The 14,758-nt window shown below is 46.4% G+C and carries 16 protein-coding genes; 12 read left to right on the top strand and 4 right to left on the bottom strand.

Features of this window, described 5'->3' with window-relative positions; translation table 11 throughout:
• Nucleotides 1-4 precede the first annotated feature (4 nt).
• The 12 genes from queE to A1359_RS06150 all read left to right on the top strand — a co-directional run bounded on the left by queE (nt 5) and on the right by A1359_RS06150 (nt 11,506).
• On the top strand, nt 5-649 hold the full coding sequence (queE, locus tag A1359_RS06095) for a 7-carboxy-7-deazaguanine synthase QueE (RefSeq protein WP_066979550.1): 645 nt from the start codon (nt 5-7) through the stop codon (nt 647-649).
• Nucleotides 633-1,343: a 7-cyano-7-deazaguanine synthase QueC gene (gene queC, locus A1359_RS06100; RefSeq protein WP_066979551.1), complete on the top strand. Its 711-nt coding sequence runs from the start codon at nt 633-635 to the stop codon at nt 1,341-1,343. Before queE ends, queC begins: the two co-directional genes overlap by 17 nt.
• A 28-nt stretch (nt 1,344-1,371) precedes the next feature.
• Nucleotides 1,372-2,016, top strand: a complete 645-nt coding sequence (locus A1359_RS06105) for a chemotaxis protein (protein ID WP_066979553.1) — start codon at nt 1,372-1,374, stop codon at nt 2,014-2,016.
• 14 nt (nt 2,017-2,030) lie between these two features.
• A complete protein-coding gene (locus A1359_RS06110; RefSeq protein WP_066979555.1) occupies nt 2,031-2,759 on the top strand; it encodes an oxygen-binding di-iron domain-containing protein in 729 nt (242 codons plus the stop codon).
• A gap of 104 nt (nt 2,760-2,863) precedes the next feature.
• Nucleotides 2,864-4,225: a tRNA (N6-isopentenyl adenosine(37)-C2)-methylthiotransferase MiaB gene (gene miaB, locus A1359_RS06115; protein WP_066979557.1), complete on the top strand. Its 1,362-nt coding sequence runs from the start codon at nt 2,864-2,866 to the stop codon at nt 4,223-4,225.
• A 23-nt stretch (nt 4,226-4,248) separates the two neighbouring features.
• Nucleotides 4,249-5,208, top strand: a complete 960-nt coding sequence (locus A1359_RS06120) for a PhoH family protein (RefSeq protein ID WP_066979594.1) — start codon at nt 4,249-4,251, stop codon at nt 5,206-5,208.
• A gap of 4 nt (nt 5,209-5,212) precedes the next feature.
• Entirely contained in the window at nt 5,213-5,674 is a 462-nt protein-coding gene (gene ybeY / locus A1359_RS06125) for an rRNA maturation RNase YbeY (protein ID WP_066979560.1), read from the top strand.
• Nucleotides 5,671-6,510, top strand: a complete 840-nt coding sequence (locus A1359_RS06130; protein ID WP_066979562.1) for an HlyC/CorC family transporter — start codon at nt 5,671-5,673, stop codon at nt 6,508-6,510. The genes ybeY and A1359_RS06130 overlap by 4 nt, the downstream gene beginning before the upstream one ends.
• 198 nt (nt 6,511-6,708) lie before the next feature.
• Nucleotides 6,709-7,452, top strand: a complete 744-nt coding sequence (locus A1359_RS06135) for a DUF4405 domain-containing protein (protein ID WP_083960518.1) — start codon at nt 6,709-6,711, stop codon at nt 7,450-7,452.
• Nucleotides 7,453-7,494: 42 nt separating this feature from the next.
• Nucleotides 7,495-8,409 carry an AEC family transporter gene (locus tag A1359_RS06140; RefSeq protein ID WP_066979568.1) on the top strand — a complete coding sequence of 305 codons (915 nt, stop codon included), beginning with the start codon at nt 7,495-7,497 and terminating at the stop codon, nt 8,407-8,409.
• On the top strand, nt 8,406-9,632 hold the full coding sequence (locus A1359_RS06145; protein WP_066979572.1) for a competence/damage-inducible protein A: 1,227 nt from the start codon (nt 8,406-8,408) through the stop codon (nt 9,630-9,632). The genes A1359_RS06140 and A1359_RS06145 overlap by 4 nt, the downstream gene beginning before the upstream one ends.
• Nucleotides 9,623-11,506: an ATP-binding cassette domain-containing protein gene (locus A1359_RS06150; RefSeq protein WP_066979575.1), complete on the top strand. Its 1,884-nt coding sequence runs from the start codon at nt 9,623-9,625 to the stop codon at nt 11,504-11,506. Before A1359_RS06145 ends, A1359_RS06150 begins: the two co-directional genes overlap by 10 nt.
• 86 nt (nt 11,507-11,592) lie before the next feature.
• Here A1359_RS06150 and hemF read toward each other — a convergent pair whose 3' ends face one another.
• The 4 genes from hemF to A1359_RS06170 all read right to left on the bottom strand — a co-directional run bounded on the left by hemF (nt 11,593) and on the right by A1359_RS06170 (nt 14,411).
• The gene (hemF, locus tag A1359_RS06155; protein WP_066979578.1) at nt 11,593-12,507 is read right to left on the bottom strand and encodes an oxygen-dependent coproporphyrinogen oxidase; all 915 of its coding nucleotides are present in this window, start codon (nt 12,505-12,507) and stop codon (nt 11,593-11,595) included.
• Between the two features lie 99 nt (nt 12,508-12,606).
• Nucleotides 12,607-13,752, bottom strand: a complete 1,146-nt coding sequence (locus A1359_RS06160; RefSeq protein WP_066979581.1) for a DEAD/DEAH box helicase — start codon at nt 13,750-13,752, stop codon at nt 12,607-12,609.
• A 175-nt stretch (nt 13,753-13,927) separates the two neighbouring features.
• Entirely contained in the window at nt 13,928-14,161 is a 234-nt protein-coding gene (locus A1359_RS06165; RefSeq protein WP_066979586.1) for a VF530 family protein, read from the bottom strand.
• The gene (locus A1359_RS06170) at nt 14,154-14,411 is read right to left on the bottom strand and encodes an RNA recognition motif domain-containing protein (protein WP_066979589.1); all 258 of its coding nucleotides are present in this window, start codon (nt 14,409-14,411) and stop codon (nt 14,154-14,156) included. The genes A1359_RS06165 and A1359_RS06170 overlap by 8 nt, the downstream gene beginning before the upstream one ends.
• Nucleotides 14,412-14,758 lie beyond the last annotated feature (347 nt).

The following is a 14,758-nucleotide window of genomic DNA, read 5'->3' on the forward strand; positions in this document are numbered from 1 at the left end:
GTGTATGGATGCATCGTTACGCATTAGCGAAATCTTTTATTCCTTGCAAGGAGAATCAAATACAGTAGGCTTGCCTACTGTGTTTATTCGATTGACGGGATGTCCTCTGCGTTGTAATTATTGCGATACTGCTTATGCCTTTACGGGTGGTGAGAAACGTAGTTTGCAACAAATTCTTGATCAAGTTAAAACCTACAGTACATCCTATATTACTGTCACTGGCGGAGAACCTTTAGCTCAGCCTGCTTGTATTGATTTGCTGCTTAACTTGCTGGATGCGGGTTATCAAGTCTCTTTGGAAACCAGTGGCGCACTGGATGTATCCAAGGTTGATTCGCGCGTGGTTAAGGTCATGGATTTGAAAACCCCCAGTTCTCAGGAAATGCAGCGAAATCTATATGGCAATATTCAATATTTAACGGCTCAGGATCAGGTGAAATTTGTCATCGCTAATGAAGAAGATTATCAATGGTCCAAGCAGCAACTGAGTGAGCATGATTTATCAGGGCGCTGTCAGGTGTTGTTTTCACCTGTGATGGATGTGATGCCCGCTAAGGATTTAGCCGATAAAATTTTGCAGGATCAATTGCCGGTTCGTTTTCAAATTCAATTGCATAAATATCTGTGGAATGATGCTCGAGGAAAATAAGTTTAAGCTTGTTAATAGAGGCGCAAAAAAAGGCGCCATCATTTTGTTATCCGGTGGCTTGGATTCCATTACCGTGCTGGCTCACGCTCAGCAGCAGGGGTATGCCTGTTACGCATTAAGTTTTGACTATGGTCAGCGTCATAATGCCGAATTGGAAGCAGCCAAAAAAATTGCCCAGCATTATCAGGTTCTGGATCATAAAATCCTGCATGTAGGGCTGGATAGTTTTGGCGGCTCGGCGCTGACGGATAATCATATTGCTGTGCCCAAATCACCGCAGCAAGGGATTCCTGTTACTTATGTGCCGGCACGTAATACTATTTTCCTATCATTTGCGTTGGGTTGGGCGGAAGTGCTGAACGTGCATGATGTGTTTATTGGCGTTAATGCAGTGGATTATTCCGGCTATCCGGATTGTAGGCCGGCATTTATTGAAGCCTTTCAGGCTATGGCAAATCTGGCGACCAAAGCCGGTGTCGAAGGTCATGAAATTCATATCCACACACCGCTAATTCATTTGACTAAAGCGCAGATTATCGAGCAAGGTTTAAATTTGGGCGTGGACTATGCCAACACGGTTTCTTGCTATGCTGCGGATAAACAGGGCAGAGCTTGCGGTGATTGTGATGCCTGCAGATTACGTAAAGCCGGTTTTGAGGCATTTGGGGTGTCTGATCCGACTCGATATCAATGAAATTAACCCAGTGTAGTCAGTGTCGAATATGATGCATCAGGGTCACAGTAAATCTCAATTTGTCGCTGTTGCCTCAATTGCTGCGGAACTGAGTGCGGTCATGAATGTGGCGAAAGACATTTCTCTGGCAGCGGCTAATGCTAAAGCGATTGCTTTTCGTGCCGGCGAAAAAGCCAAAGGTTTTCAGCCGATTACCGATTTTATCAATGAATTGGCGAAAGATACCATTCAGTTAGTGGTTATTATTAACCAGAAAGCTTTGCAGCTTTATCAGCTTACAATACGCGAGCACAGACTAGCTGAAGCCTGTGAGCAGTTTGAAAATGCGGTCGCACTTTGTGATGCTGCAACTTATGCTGATTCATTGACGCAGTCTTTGGTATTAGTTAGACAGCGACGATCTGAATGCCAGCGCCAATTTCCTCATCTGGTAGCCGAATTATTGGCATTGTTAAGCGATGTTATGCATCCTGCCAGAGCAGCCCGTGTCATTGCGGCCAATTCCCGTATAGAAGCCTCACAAGCTGGCGAGTATATGCAAAGCTTACAAGCTGTGGCCGAGAGTGTGGATAATGCCGCTCAAATTATTCACGATAAAGTACAACAATGCCGGAGCGCATTGAGTCAGATTCATACGGATGCCTATTTTCCTTCAACAAAGACTTTCAGTTAAAGGCAAAGTTATTCATGAAAATGCACAAAATCTATCAGGGTGGACATGAATGGATCATGTTCGGCCGTGATCTGCATAAGCCGGAAAAAATTGTTGATACCAACCAATATTTAGTGCGTAGCGCGGATCGTTGTTTATTGATTGATCCCGGCGGTATAGAGTTATTTGCTCCCATGCTGGCGGCGGTACTACATCATGCACCGGTGCATGAAATCACCGATCTGTTTGCCTCACACCAAGATCCGGACATTATTTCTTCCTTAGGCTTATGGGATCAAGCCTTGCCACATGCCAAGCTGCATGCAGCCGGTTTGTGGGAAGGTTTTTTACGCCATTTTGGCTGTGAAACTATTGAATATGTATCAATTCCAGATAATGGCGGCGTGATTAGCTTGGGTAGCGTCGAACTACAAATCATTCCTGCTCATTATTTGCACGCTTCTGCCAACTTCAATCTCTATGACCCGGAAGCAAAAATTTTGTTTTCCGGCGATATCGGTGCGGCTTTGGAGACACCGAATACACCTATATTTGTCGATAATTTTGCGGCCCATGTCGAAAAAATGCGCTATTTCCATCAGCGATGGATGCCATCCAATCAGGCTAAACGCGCCTGGATTGAACGGGTGCGATGTTTAGATATTAATATCCTCGCACCCCAGCACGGACGCATGTTTAAAGGCGATGACGTTAAGCGTTTTTTAGACTGGTTTGAGGCCTTGCAAGTCGGTATTGCCGTATAAAACAAGCATTTGCCGTGAATTGTGTTTATAATTTGACGAATATGAGCCCTCGTCGTAAGACGGGGGTTTTTTGTTAGAGAGCGTTTTGGAGTATCTCATCAAGCATGGCGCAAAAACTTTATATACAAACTAACGGTTGTCAGATGAACGAGTACGATTCCGATAAAATGCGGGACGTGCTAATCGCCTCGCATGGCATGGAATTAACTGACATACCGGAACAAGCCGATGTTTTATTGCTAAACACCTGTTCCATTCGTGAAAAGGCCCAGGAAAAAGTATTTTCTGCCATTGGCCGTTGGCGAAAAATCAAAGACAAACGTCCTGATGTGATTATCGGCGTTGGTGGTTGCGTAGCTAGTCAGGAAGGTGCCGCGATACAAAAACGTGCGCCTTATGTTGATATTGTGTTTGGTCCACAAACCCTGCATCGATTACCGGAATTACTGGATAAAGCCCGCAATGGCGCTACGCATGTCGTCGATATTTCTTTTCCGGAAATTGAGAAATTCGACAACTTACCCGAGCCACGTGCAGAAGGCCCAAAAGCCTATGTTTCCGTGATGGAAGGTTGTAGTAAATATTGTACCTATTGCGTAGTGCCTTATACCCGCGGTGAAGAAGTTAGTCGGCCATTGAATGATGTGATTGCTGAAATCGAATCCCTGGCCAGACAAGGCGTGCGTGAAATTAATCTGCTCGGACAGAATGTCAATGCCTATCGTGGTGAAATGGAAGATGGCGACGTGGCCGGTTTTGCCCTGCTACTGCATTTTGTGGCGGCTGTTGAGGGTATTGACAGGATACGTTTCACCACCTCACATCCCTTAGAATTTACTGACGATATTATCGAGGCTTTTGCTGAAATACCTCAACTGGTCAATCATCTGCATTTGCCCGTGCAAAGCGGCAGTAACCGGATTTTGGCGGAAATGAAGCGCGGTCATCAACGCGAGGATTATCTGGAAATCATGCGCAAGATCAAAGCTGTGCGTCCTGGCATTAGTTTATCGTCTGATTTTATCATTGGCTTTCCAGGCGAAACCGAACAGGATTTCGAAGATACCATGGCGCTGATTGAAGAAGTCGGTTATGACTTTTGTTATAGTTTTATCTATAGTGCCAGACCCGGCACCCCAGCGGCGAATTATGCCGATGATGTCAGTATGGCTGTTAAGGAACAGCGCCTACAGCAACTTAAAACGCGTTTAAATGACATGACCATGGCAATTTCGCAGTCCATGATAGGTACGGTGCAAAGTGTATTGGTGGAAGGTGTCTCTAAAAAGAATCCGCTACATTTAACCGGCCGCACAGAGAACAATCGGGTGGTTAATTTTGCTGCGCATCCGCGTTTGATCGGTCAGTTTGTCGATGTCATGATTGCCGAGGCTTTACCCAATTCGCTACGAGGCCGGATGGTTGAATCATCCGTTGAAAAAATTTTGCAACAGGTCGCGTGTTGACAGTCACTACATTTTCCCAAGAAATGACTTTATTACCGGTCGATAATCAACATTTATCGAATTTTTGTGGACAGCTAGATGGGCACTTACGTCAAATCGAGCAGCGTTTGCAGGTGGATATCGCCAATCGCAGCAATCATTTTAAAATTACCGGTGTCGATGCTGCCGTCAAGTCAGCTTGCGCAGTGATGCAAAAATTATTCGAATTGGCAGGCAAGGAAGAAATTACCCCCGAGCAAGTGCATTTGAGTCTGCAGGATGCCAGTATCGATCAATTATTAAAGCCTGCTAGCTCAACCAGCAAACCCGAGCTGGTGTCGATTAAAACTAAGCGTGGCGTCATCAAGGGCAGGGGAGAAAATCAGCAGGAATATTTACGCAGAATCCTCAGTCACGACATTAATTTTGGCGTAGGTCCCGCGGGTACAGGCAAGACTTATCTGGCTGTAGCTTGTGCTGTGGACGCCTTGCAAAACGAAACTGTGCGACGCATCATTTTGGTTAGACCGGCAGTGGAAGCGGGTGAGAAGCTGGGATTTTTGCCCGGCGATATGGCGCAAAAAGTCGATCCTTATCTGCGACCTTTATACGATGCCTTGTATGATATGCTGGGATTTGAACGGGTGGAAAAGCTGTTGGAAAAAAACGTCATCGAGGTGGCGCCTTTGGCATTTATGCGCGGCAGGACTTTGAACGATTCGTTTATTATTCTTGATGAAGCCCAAAACACCACCACCGAGCAAATCAAGATGTTTTTGACTCGGGTGGGTTTTGGTTCTACCGCAGTTATTACCGGTGATATTACCCAAATTGATCTACCCAGCGAAAAAATGTCCGGACTAAAACACGTGCTTAAAGTGTTAAAAGATGTTGAAGGCATCAGTTTTACTATGTTTGGGGTGCGCGATGTGGTCAGGCATCCGTTGGTACAGCGCATAGTCGCCGCTTACGATCTTTATGAGCAGCAGGAACAAAGTAAGTAAGTTCATGAATTACCTCGATATACAAATCGCTACCGAAATCAGTGATTACCCCAGTGAACAACAGTTTCAGCAATGGATGGACACGGTACTTACCGATAAAGAGCAAAATAGCGAGATTGTGATCCGGTTGGTTGATGTCGCAGAAAGTGCAGAACTCAATCAACAATACCGTCACAAATCTGGCCCGACCAATATCCTCAGTTTTCCTTTTGAAGCCCCGGAGGGCATCGAGATGGACTTGCTTGGCGATCTGGTTATTTGTGCGCCGAAAATTGTTGATGAGGCCAGTCAACAAAATAAACAGCTCAATGATCATTGGGCGCACATTACTATTCATGGCATATTGCATTTGCTTGGATACGACCATATTGAAGACAGTGAAGCCGAGGAAATGGAAGCACTGGAAATCAAATTTTTGCACATGTTGAAAATAGCTAACCCCTATCAGGAAGAGAGTACGCAATGAGCGACGATAATCCCCCGAGTAGTCAGCCCAATCAGAAAAGTTTCCTGGATCGCATCAGCCACTTTCTGACTGGGGAACCCAAAGATCAGGAAGATTTACTGGAAATTCTCAGGGAATCTGAAGAAAATCACCTGTTAGATGCCGATGCACTGGCCATGATAGAAGGTGTCATGCAAGTGTCTGAATTACGTGTCAGAGACATCATGATTCCGCGCTCACAAATGGTTGTCGTGCCTAGAGATGGCGAGCTGGAAACCATTTTTCCGCTGGTGATTGAATTTGCCCACTCGCGTTTCCCGGTTATCGAAGAAGATCGCAGCAAAGTGGTTGGAGTATTACTCGCCAAAGACTTACTGCAGCACGTCCTGCGTAATAAAACCCTCAAGGTTGAGGATGTTATGCGACCTATGAGTGTGGTGCCGGAAAGCAAACGCCTGAATGTGTTACTGAAAGAATTTCGTACCAAACGCAATCATATGGCAATCGTGGTAGATGAATACGGTAATGCTGCCGGCCTAGTCACCATCGAAGATGTGTTGGAACAAATCGTGGGTAAAATTGAAGACGAACATGACGATGATGAAAATAAGGATTACATCTCCCAACGCAGTGAACGTGAATTTATCGTCAGCGCTCTAACCCCCATCTCTGAATTTAACGACTATTTTTCTGCTGAACTGGAGAATGATGACTGCGATACATTGGGGGGCTTGATTTTACAACGACTGGAACACTTTCCTAAAAAAGGTGAAAAAGTTGAGATCGATGGTTTTGGCTTTGAAGTCTTGCGCGCTGATAACCGGCGAGTACATTTGCTGAAATTAAAACTCAAATAACCCGCTATGTAACAGGTCTTTGAGCAGAGCGTATACGTTAGCAGGATTATGGCTTTATTTTTAACCAGGCACTGGCAGGGACAGGTTCGGTTAATTCGGACAATGTCCTGACGTCGATGCTTGGTAAAGTCAGGTATTATTCAGTGGAATGTCTATATTTCAAATAACTATCATTGCATTTCTAATCAGGGTCTAGTTATGAGTATGAATCGTCCGGTGTTTAATATCATCATTGACCTAATTGCCGCACTGCTGTTTTTTGGCATGCTTGCAACAGGCTATCTGTTACGTTTTCCGTTGCCGCCAGGCACTAACAAGGCCTTTTCTTTGTGGGGGTTGACTCGTCATCAGTGGGGCGATATTCATTTTTGGATAAGCCTGGGGCTGATACTGACAATGATCGTACATTTGGCCCTGCATTGGAACTGGATTGTGACGGTTATTGGTAAACGTTGCGGTTTGGTGAAAGATAATAAACCATCGATGATTCGTAGTGCAGTGTGGAGTATCGTTGTTTTTGCTGGACTTTGCCTAAGCTTTGCCTGGGTCGTGGAAATGAATATTAAAGAAATACCTCGGCCCGGGCGAGGCCACTGGGGTGGCAGCAACCGAAACAATGCTGTACAAACGGCTACTCTGCCCACGCCAGCAAGCGAATCTGAAACAAGTCAGCTTGTTTGGAGCGATGTCTATCCTATTTTTGAAAAAAACTGTCTAGGCTGTCATGGTCCGCACAAACAATGGGCCAGTTTTCGCGTCGATCAACGCCAGGAGTTTTTTAAGCCTGATGCGCCGTTGGTTGTATCGGGAAACAGTGGTCAAAGTCCACTGATAGCGATCATTTCGGGAGAACGGGCCAATATGGCCATGGCAGAAAGTCACAAACTTTCGGCAGCCGATGTGTCTCGCATCAAACTCTGGATTGATCAAGGCGCGGAATAAGCTGCATATCTTTCATCACTTCAATGACTCTACACCCCATCTATGAATACCACCCTAATCCAGATGAGTGTGCTAATGCTGTGCGGGGCCGGTTGGCGATTGTTTTCGTTGCAGGGCTTGTCGGCAGATCAAACTCGGATGGCTTTGACCAGTGTGGTGTATTACTTTTTCCTGCCGGCCATGGTGCTGGAAGTGTTGTGGAAAGCCGATATCGGCTGGCAGTCTTTAAAATACAGTGCCTTGGGCTGTTCTACTATTTTGCTGGGCATTATTTTCACCTGGCTGCTGACCAAACTATTTAAATTCAAAAACGCCCAAACCGGTGCAGTGATACTGGCGGCGGCGTATCCCAACGTCACCTACTTAGGCTTGCCGGTTTTGGAACAAGCCTTTGGCCCCTGGGCGCGATCGGTGGTGATACAGATTGATTTATTTGCCGCTGCTCCTTTGGTGTTTACCGTGGGCATAGCTTTGGCGCGCTATTACGGTGCCAACATGGAAGAAAAGCCCAAGTCATTGTTAGGATTTTTTAATGCGCCGCCGTTTTGGGCTGCACTACTGGCGGTAGTTTTGAATCTCAATCATATCCAGGCACCGATCTGGTTGGAGGGCTTACTACAAAAACTCTCCGCAGCTGTAGCGCCGTTGATGATTTTTTCGTTAGGTTTAGCCTTGAGTTGGCGGGCGATTCACTTGCGTAATTTGCCTTATATTCTACCGGTAGTGATCATCAAGTTACTGTTGTTGCCGTGGGCGGCGATGCATATTGCCGATCTGGCGCATCTGCGTGGTCAGTTTAAGGCGGCGGCCGTTTTGGATTTAGCCATGCCTAGCATGGTGCTGGGCGTGGTGTTGTGCGATCGTTATCGTTTAGATAGCGCGCTGTATGCCGCGGCAGTCACAATCACTACCGGGCTGAGTTTATTAAGCTTGCCATTCTGGTTTGGAGTGTTATGAAAGTTGTTGCGGAGATTTTTTCTCAGGGCGAAGAGGTCGTGAGTGGTCAAACGGTAGATAGCAATGCGGCCTGGCTATCGCAACATTTGCGAGATATCGGGTTCGTCATTAAGCGGCATACGGCGGTGGGCGACGATTTGTCAGATCTGACAGCATTAATAGAAGAAATTGCTAACCGCGCCGACTGTTGTATTTGCACGGGTGGCCTTGGTCCTACAGTTGATGATTTAACCGCTGAAGCCGTTGGTTTGGCAGCCAGCCAACCATTGATATTGGATGCACAAGCCTTGCAGCAGATTGAGGCCTATTATCTGCACCGACAACGCCCGATGCCACCAGCTAATCGTAAACAGGCCTATTTTCCGCAGCATGCCTTGCGTATCGATAATCCGGTCGGCACGGCGCCAGGCTTTGCCTTGCAAATCAAACGTTGCTGGTTTGTATTTTTGCCCGGCGTACCCTCGGAAATGAAAGCCATGTTTGCCACTGTACGAGAACAATTATTGGCGCGTTTCAATCTGCAGCCGGATAAGTTGGTAAGTTTGCGCAGTATTGGTATCGGTGAATCGGCTATTCAGCAATGCCTGGAGGATTTGATCTTACCGGACGATGTGCAATTGGGCTTTCGCGCCACTGTGGACGAAGTGCAGACAAAATTGTTGTTTCCAGCAGATTTTCCGCAGGCTGAATTAAACGCCTGTGTACAGCAAACCGCGTCGCTGATTGGGGATTGTGTGTTTGCCATTGATGGTTTGGCTGCCGGGCAAGGTGGTGATTTGTTGACAGTCATCGATCAGCTTATGACCGCAAAAAACTATCGGTTAGCCGTATTGGAAACCGCCAGCAGTGGTTTGCTGGCCGCAAAATGCCAAGGGAAAGATTGGCTTGAGACGGTGTTAATTGCTAAAGATAGTCTCTGTGCCGCTCAACAATTGGCTGTGCAAGTTAATGATGAGGAGCTGACGGCGCACGCAGAGTGCTTGGCCAGCGAATTAAAACAACAGCAAAACACCGATTTTGCCTTGGTACAGCTTTATTCGGGCACACAAATCGATTATCAACGCAAAGATAAGACCATAGTCCTTTATAATTGCTTAAAAACCGACGCCGGTGTGTTTCATCGACAACACACATTAGGCGGCGGTGCGCAAACCAAACAAAACCAGGCGGCTTTATTAAGCCTGGACATACTCAGACGCTACCTACAAAACACATGCCTTTAATTCGCTTAACCAACGTTTCCATTGCTTTCGGGACCCATTCCTTACTCGACAACGTCGCCTTTCAACTTGATGCTGGTGAACGGGTCGGTTTGCTGGGCCGAAACGGCGAAGGTAAATCCACTCTGATGAAAATTATCGCCGTTGATATTCATGCCGATCATGGCGAAATCTGGCGTCAGCCGGAATTACGTTTGGCTTGGTTGGAGCAGTCGCCGAACCTGGAGGCCGAAGAGACTATTTATGAAGCGGTTGCCGGTGGGCTAGGGGAATTGGGCTGTGTGATTGCGCGGTATCACGAGTTGCTGATGCACATGGATGGCAGCGAACAATCCTTACAAGCTTTGGGTGACGTGCAACACAAGCTGGAAGCCGGTAATGGCTGGGAATTCCAAACCCGGGTGGAAGCGGTATTGAGCAAATTACAGTTGCCGGCTGATGTTAAGGTGGGAAGTTTGTCAGGCGGCTGGAAACGCCGCGTGGCGCTGGCACGGGCACTGGTTATCGATCCCGAAGTGTTGTTGCTGGATGAGCCAACTAACCATCTGGATTTTGACAGCATCACCTGGCTGGAAGAGCAGTTATTGGCGTTTCAGGGCGCGGTATTATTCGTCACCCATGACCGGGCTTTTTTGCAAAAACTGGCGACGCGCATCGTTGATCTGGATCGCGGCCAATTGACCTCCTGGGCTGGCAATTATCAGGATTATCTGCAACGCAAAGCGGCAGCTTTAGAAGATGAAGCTAATCAAAATGCTGAATTCGATAAAAAACTGGCCAAAGAAGAAGTCTGGATCAGGCAAGGGGTTAAAGCCCGCCGCACCCGTAACGAAGGCCGCGTGCGAGCCTTAAAAAGGCTGCGTGCCGAACGCTCCGAACGCCGCAATACCCAAGGCACCGCCAAGCTAGCGCTGAGTAAAGGCGAAACCTCAGGTAGAAAGGTTGTGGAGGCCGTTAATGTAAACTTTAAATATACTGATAAACCCATCATCAATGATTTTTCGATTCGTATCGAACGCGGTGACAAAATCGGTTTGATCGGTGATAACGGTGCCGGTAAATCGACTTTGCTGAAGCTATTGTTGGGGCAATTGCAGCCCGACACCGGTACTATCGAGCTGGGCACTAATCTGCAAATAGCTTATTTCGATCAATTACGCGAGCAGCTGGACCCGGAAATCTCGGTGGCCGATAGCGTGCTGGATGGCGGTGAATTTGTCGACACGCCTGACGGCAAACGGCATGTAATGTCTTATCTGGCCGACTTTTTATTCGCGCCAGCGCGGGCGCGTTCTCCTGTTAAGAGTTTGTCCGGTGGCGAGAAAAATCGCTTGTTGCTGGCGCGCCTATTTACCAAGCCCGCCAATCTGATCGTAATGGATGAGCCGACTAACGATCTTGACCTGGAAACTCTGGAAATCTTGGAAGAAAAACTGGTTGAGTATCAGGGTACTTTACTATTGGTGAGCCATGACCGGGAGTTTTTGGATAACGTTGTCACCAGTGTGCTGGTGTTCGAAGGCGAGGCTAGGGTGGGTGAGTACATTGGCGGTTACGCCGATTGGTTTGCCTTGAGCGAACAAAACAAGAAATCAGAAGCCGTAAGAGTGGCTGCGGAAACTGTTAAAAAGGAAAAACCCAAAGCCAACCAGCCAAAAAAACTTAGCTTTAAAGAGCAACGCGAATTGGAACAATTACCGGAAACTATCGATCAATTAGAGACTCTGCAAGCAGAGTTGACCGCAAAAATCGCTAGTGCTGAATTTTATAAACAAACAGCGGATGCGATTGCTTTAACGTTGGAACAATTAAAAACAGCGGAAGAACAGCTGGCAAAGGCCTATAAACGCTGGGACGAATTAGAGTGTAATGCTTAAGGCCATTTTGTTTTAGTTCGTACTAAGAACCCACCGGCTAAATTCGGTGGGTGATCAGATTTACAGGACATACATGCGTTATGCCGCTATATATCAAGCCAATTTTGTGGCTTCAAATAGGTTTCGTATAACTCTGCTTCAGGACTTCCGGGTGTCGGTTGCCAATTGTATTGCCAGTGCGCTACCGGAGGCATGGACATTAAAATGGATTCGGTTCTGCCGCCTGATTGCAAGCCAAACAAAGTGCCGCGGTCGTAAACCAGGTTAAACTCGACATAACGGCCGCGCCTATATAATTGAAAATTACGTTCTGTTTCACCGTATGCAGTGTTTTTGCGTTTTTGTACAATCGGTAAATAGGCAGGAATGTAGTGGTTGCCTACGCTCTGCATGAATGCAAAGGTTTGAGCAAAGTCAGGCTCATTCAAATCATCAAAAAATAAGCCGCCGATGCCACGGGTTTCGTTGCGGTGTTTAAGAAAAAAATACTCATCGCACCAGCGTTTATAACGTGCATATACATCATCGCCAAAAGGCTGGCAGGCTTGGCGAGCGGTTTCATGCCAATGTAAAACGTCTTCCCGGAAAGGATAAAACGGCGTTAAATCAAAACCACCACCAAACCACCAAATATCGGGTTCACCCTCTTTTCTGGCGATAAAAAACCTGACATTAGCGTGTGAAGTAGGTACATAAGGATTTTTGGGATGCATCACCAGCGATACGCCCATGGCTTCAAATTGACGGTTGGCTAGTTCCGGTCGTTTTGCGGTGGCTGATGGCGGTAAGTGGCTACCAAATACATGGGAAAAATTGACCCCCGCCTGCTCAAACACTTCTCCATTCGTCAGCACACGTGAACGGCCGCCGCCACCTTCGGCACGCTCCCAAGCATCTTCAATGAATTTAGCATTAGGTTCTTCCGCCTCTAGGGCGGTACAAATCTGATTTTGTAAATTCAGTAAATAATTTTTGACTTGGGAGATGTCGTTTTCACTCATGATAATCTGTGGATCTATAAGGATTAATATCAGTTGGCAAGGTTAGTTTTTGCTGTCAGTTAAGGCACACCAAGAATGAACGGTTAAATTCAAACTAATTTAGACGTGGGTAGCCTCAAAGCCGGTGATTTGTTCACGGGTAATTTTAGTGCCTATGAGTTTTTCAACCAATTTTAAAGCTTGAAGTTCGTCCTGTGAAACCAATGAAACGGCTTGGCCGTTTTGGCCTGCTCGCCCGGTTCTGCCGATTCTATGCACGTAATCGCTGGAAGAGCGGGGTAATTCAAAATTAACCACATGGGGTAGTAGGGCAATGTCGATGCCTCGGGCTGCCACATCGGTAGCCACCAATACCCGAATTTCACCGGCTTTAAACCCGGCTAAAGCACTGGTTCTGGCACCTTGGCTTTTATTGCCGTGAATCGCCGCCGCCTTGATTTCTGAGGCATTCAGTTTTTCGGTCAGTTTGTTTGCACCATGTTTAGTGCTGGTAAAAACTAATACTTGTTGCCAATCTTTGGTTTTTACCAAATGAGTCAGCAAGGCAGTTTTAGCGCTTTTATTTACCGTATAAACGATTTGGTCTATGGTGTCGGCCGTTGAATTTTCGGTGGCGACTTCAATTTTTACAGGGTTAATCAGTAAATCGCCCGTGAGTTTACGGATATCTGCGGAAAAAGTGGCGGAAAACAGCAGGTTTTGCCGCTTTTTGGGTAATAAGGCCAAAATTTTACGGATATCTTTAATAAAGCCCATATCCAGCATTCTATCCGCTTCATCCAGGACCAGAATTTCAACTTTGTCTAGTTTGACGGCATTTTGGCTGAGCAAATCAAGTAGTCGTCCGGGGGTGGCGGTTAAAATATCAACACCGCCGCGCAATCGCATCATTTGTGGATTGATCTTTACCCCGCCAAAAACCACTTCGGATTTTAAGCGAGGCAATTGATGCAAGCCATATTTGACGACGGATTCACCGACCTGAGCGGCCAGTTCGCGGGTGGGCGTTAAGATTAATGCTCTGACCGGACGATTTCGGCCATAGGAGGTCTGAGCCAGTTTCTGCAATATTGGCAAGGTAAAGCCGGCCGTTTTGCCGGTGCCGGTTTGCGCAGCGGCCAAAAGATCGTGTCCTGTTAAGACGGCGGGTATGGCTTTTATTTGTATCGGTGTCGGTGTGGTGTAGCCGGAATCGTTGACGGCTTGTAATAAATCGGCTGATAAGCCGAGGGTGGAAAATGACATTAAGTATCTCGTGGAGAAAAGGAGGGGTGATCTAAGAATAAGGTTGCTAGAACCTAGGATTGTAAAATCCTTACAATTGTATCATTCGTGAGTAAACAACGGGGATTCTAGTAAAACATGCCGATAAGCCAATGCTGAGTTCGATTAAAGTCAATCGGTATGTTTGAGTTTTAGACTAAACGTCGGTCATCGGCCTATGGCTTTGTAGATAAAGGGCTTCTACTTTTTGGCGTGCCCAGGCTGTCTTTCGCAGAAATTTAAGGCTGGAGGCGATGCTGGGGTCGCTGGAGAAGCATTTAATGTTAATGTGATGGGCTAATTCTTCCCAACCGTATTGTTCCACTAGCTGAGTTAACAGTGTCTCCAGTGTGATGCCATGCAGTGGGTCTTTGCTGGTTGGTTTACTCATCTGAGTCGGATTTTTCTTCGGCTTTTTTAACCCGGATTTTGTTGCCAGCCAGAACCAGGCCATTAAGTAGCTTCATTGCAGCTTTAGCTTCCCCTTGTTTAGGCATCTCAACAAAACCAAAACCTTTGGAGCTATTGGTCGCTTTATCCATGACGAGTGAACACGACTGCACCGTGCCATATTCGGCAAACATGGTGCGGAGTTCTGCTTCTGTTGTGCTGCGTGGGAGATTGCGAATCAATAATTTCATGGTGGGTTATTATTTATTTAGCGGTAACTATTCAGTATTTGTTGTGATTGTAGAGTGGATAAGCCTAAAGCATCTAAATTATTTGCGCGGTAAGCTTAGTTTATCCAATCTACAAGTGTTTCACGTTATTGATGCAATGGTGACTAACTATTGCTAAGGGGAAAACAATGTAACAGGCTCAAACGATTTTGCCGGGTATGTTTATAAAGATAGGTTAGAGAATTTGACTAACAGTTTAGAATCTTAGGAATGCGCATAAAACAAGTTCGTCAGCTGTGTAGGTGCGAATTTATTCGCACTGTGCGGATAAATCCGCACCTACACAGGATTCTTGCATATGATATTCC

Source organism: Methylomonas lenta (assembly GCF_001644015.1).
Taxonomy (GTDB): Bacteria; Pseudomonadota; Gammaproteobacteria; order Methylococcales; family Methylomonadaceae; genus Methylomonas; species Methylomonas lenta.

Bases quoted from the DNA above. Each gene is read 5' to 3' on its own strand.
- ybeY (WP_066979560.1), top strand. From the start codon at position 5,213: ATGAATTACCTCGATATACAAATCGCTACCGAAATCAGTGATTACCCC.
- A1359_RS06160 (WP_066979581.1), bottom strand. From the start codon at position 13,752: ATGTCATTTTCCACCCTCGGCTTATCAGCCGATTTATTACAAGCCGTC.
- miaB (WP_066979557.1), top strand. From the start codon at position 2,864: ATGGCGCAAAAACTTTATATACAAACTAACGGTTGTCAGATGAACGAG.
- A1359_RS06165 (WP_066979586.1), bottom strand. From the start codon at position 14,161: ATGAGTAAACCAACCAGCAAAGACCCACTGCATGGCATCACACTGGAG.
- hemF (WP_066979578.1), bottom strand. From the start codon at position 12,507: ATGAGTGAAAACGACATCTCCCAAGTCAAAAATTATTTACTGAATTTA.
- A1359_RS06120 (WP_066979594.1), top strand. From the start codon at position 4,249: ATGACTTTATTACCGGTCGATAATCAACATTTATCGAATTTTTGTGGA.
- queE (WP_066979550.1), top strand. From the start codon at position 5: ATGGATGCATCGTTACGCATTAGCGAAATCTTTTATTCCTTGCAAGGA.
- queC (WP_066979551.1), top strand. From the start codon at position 633: ATGCTCGAGGAAAATAAGTTTAAGCTTGTTAATAGAGGCGCAAAAAAA.
- A1359_RS06140 (WP_066979568.1), top strand. From the start codon at position 7,495: ATGAATACCACCCTAATCCAGATGAGTGTGCTAATGCTGTGCGGGGCC.
- A1359_RS06130 (WP_066979562.1), top strand. From the start codon at position 5,671: ATGAGCGACGATAATCCCCCGAGTAGTCAGCCCAATCAGAAAAGTTTC.
- A1359_RS06150 (WP_066979575.1), top strand. From the start codon at position 9,623: ATGCCTTTAATTCGCTTAACCAACGTTTCCATTGCTTTCGGGACCCAT.
- A1359_RS06105 (WP_066979553.1), top strand. From the start codon at position 1,372: ATGATGCATCAGGGTCACAGTAAATCTCAATTTGTCGCTGTTGCCTCA.
- A1359_RS06135 (WP_083960518.1), top strand. From the start codon at position 6,709: ATGAGTATGAATCGTCCGGTGTTTAATATCATCATTGACCTAATTGCC.
- A1359_RS06110 (WP_066979555.1), top strand. From the start codon at position 2,031: ATGAAAATGCACAAAATCTATCAGGGTGGACATGAATGGATCATGTTC.
- A1359_RS06145 (WP_066979572.1), top strand. From the start codon at position 8,406: ATGAAAGTTGTTGCGGAGATTTTTTCTCAGGGCGAAGAGGTCGTGAGT.
- A1359_RS06170 (WP_066979589.1), bottom strand. From the start codon at position 14,411: ATGAAATTATTGATTCGCAATCTCCCACGCAGCACAACAGAAGCAGAA.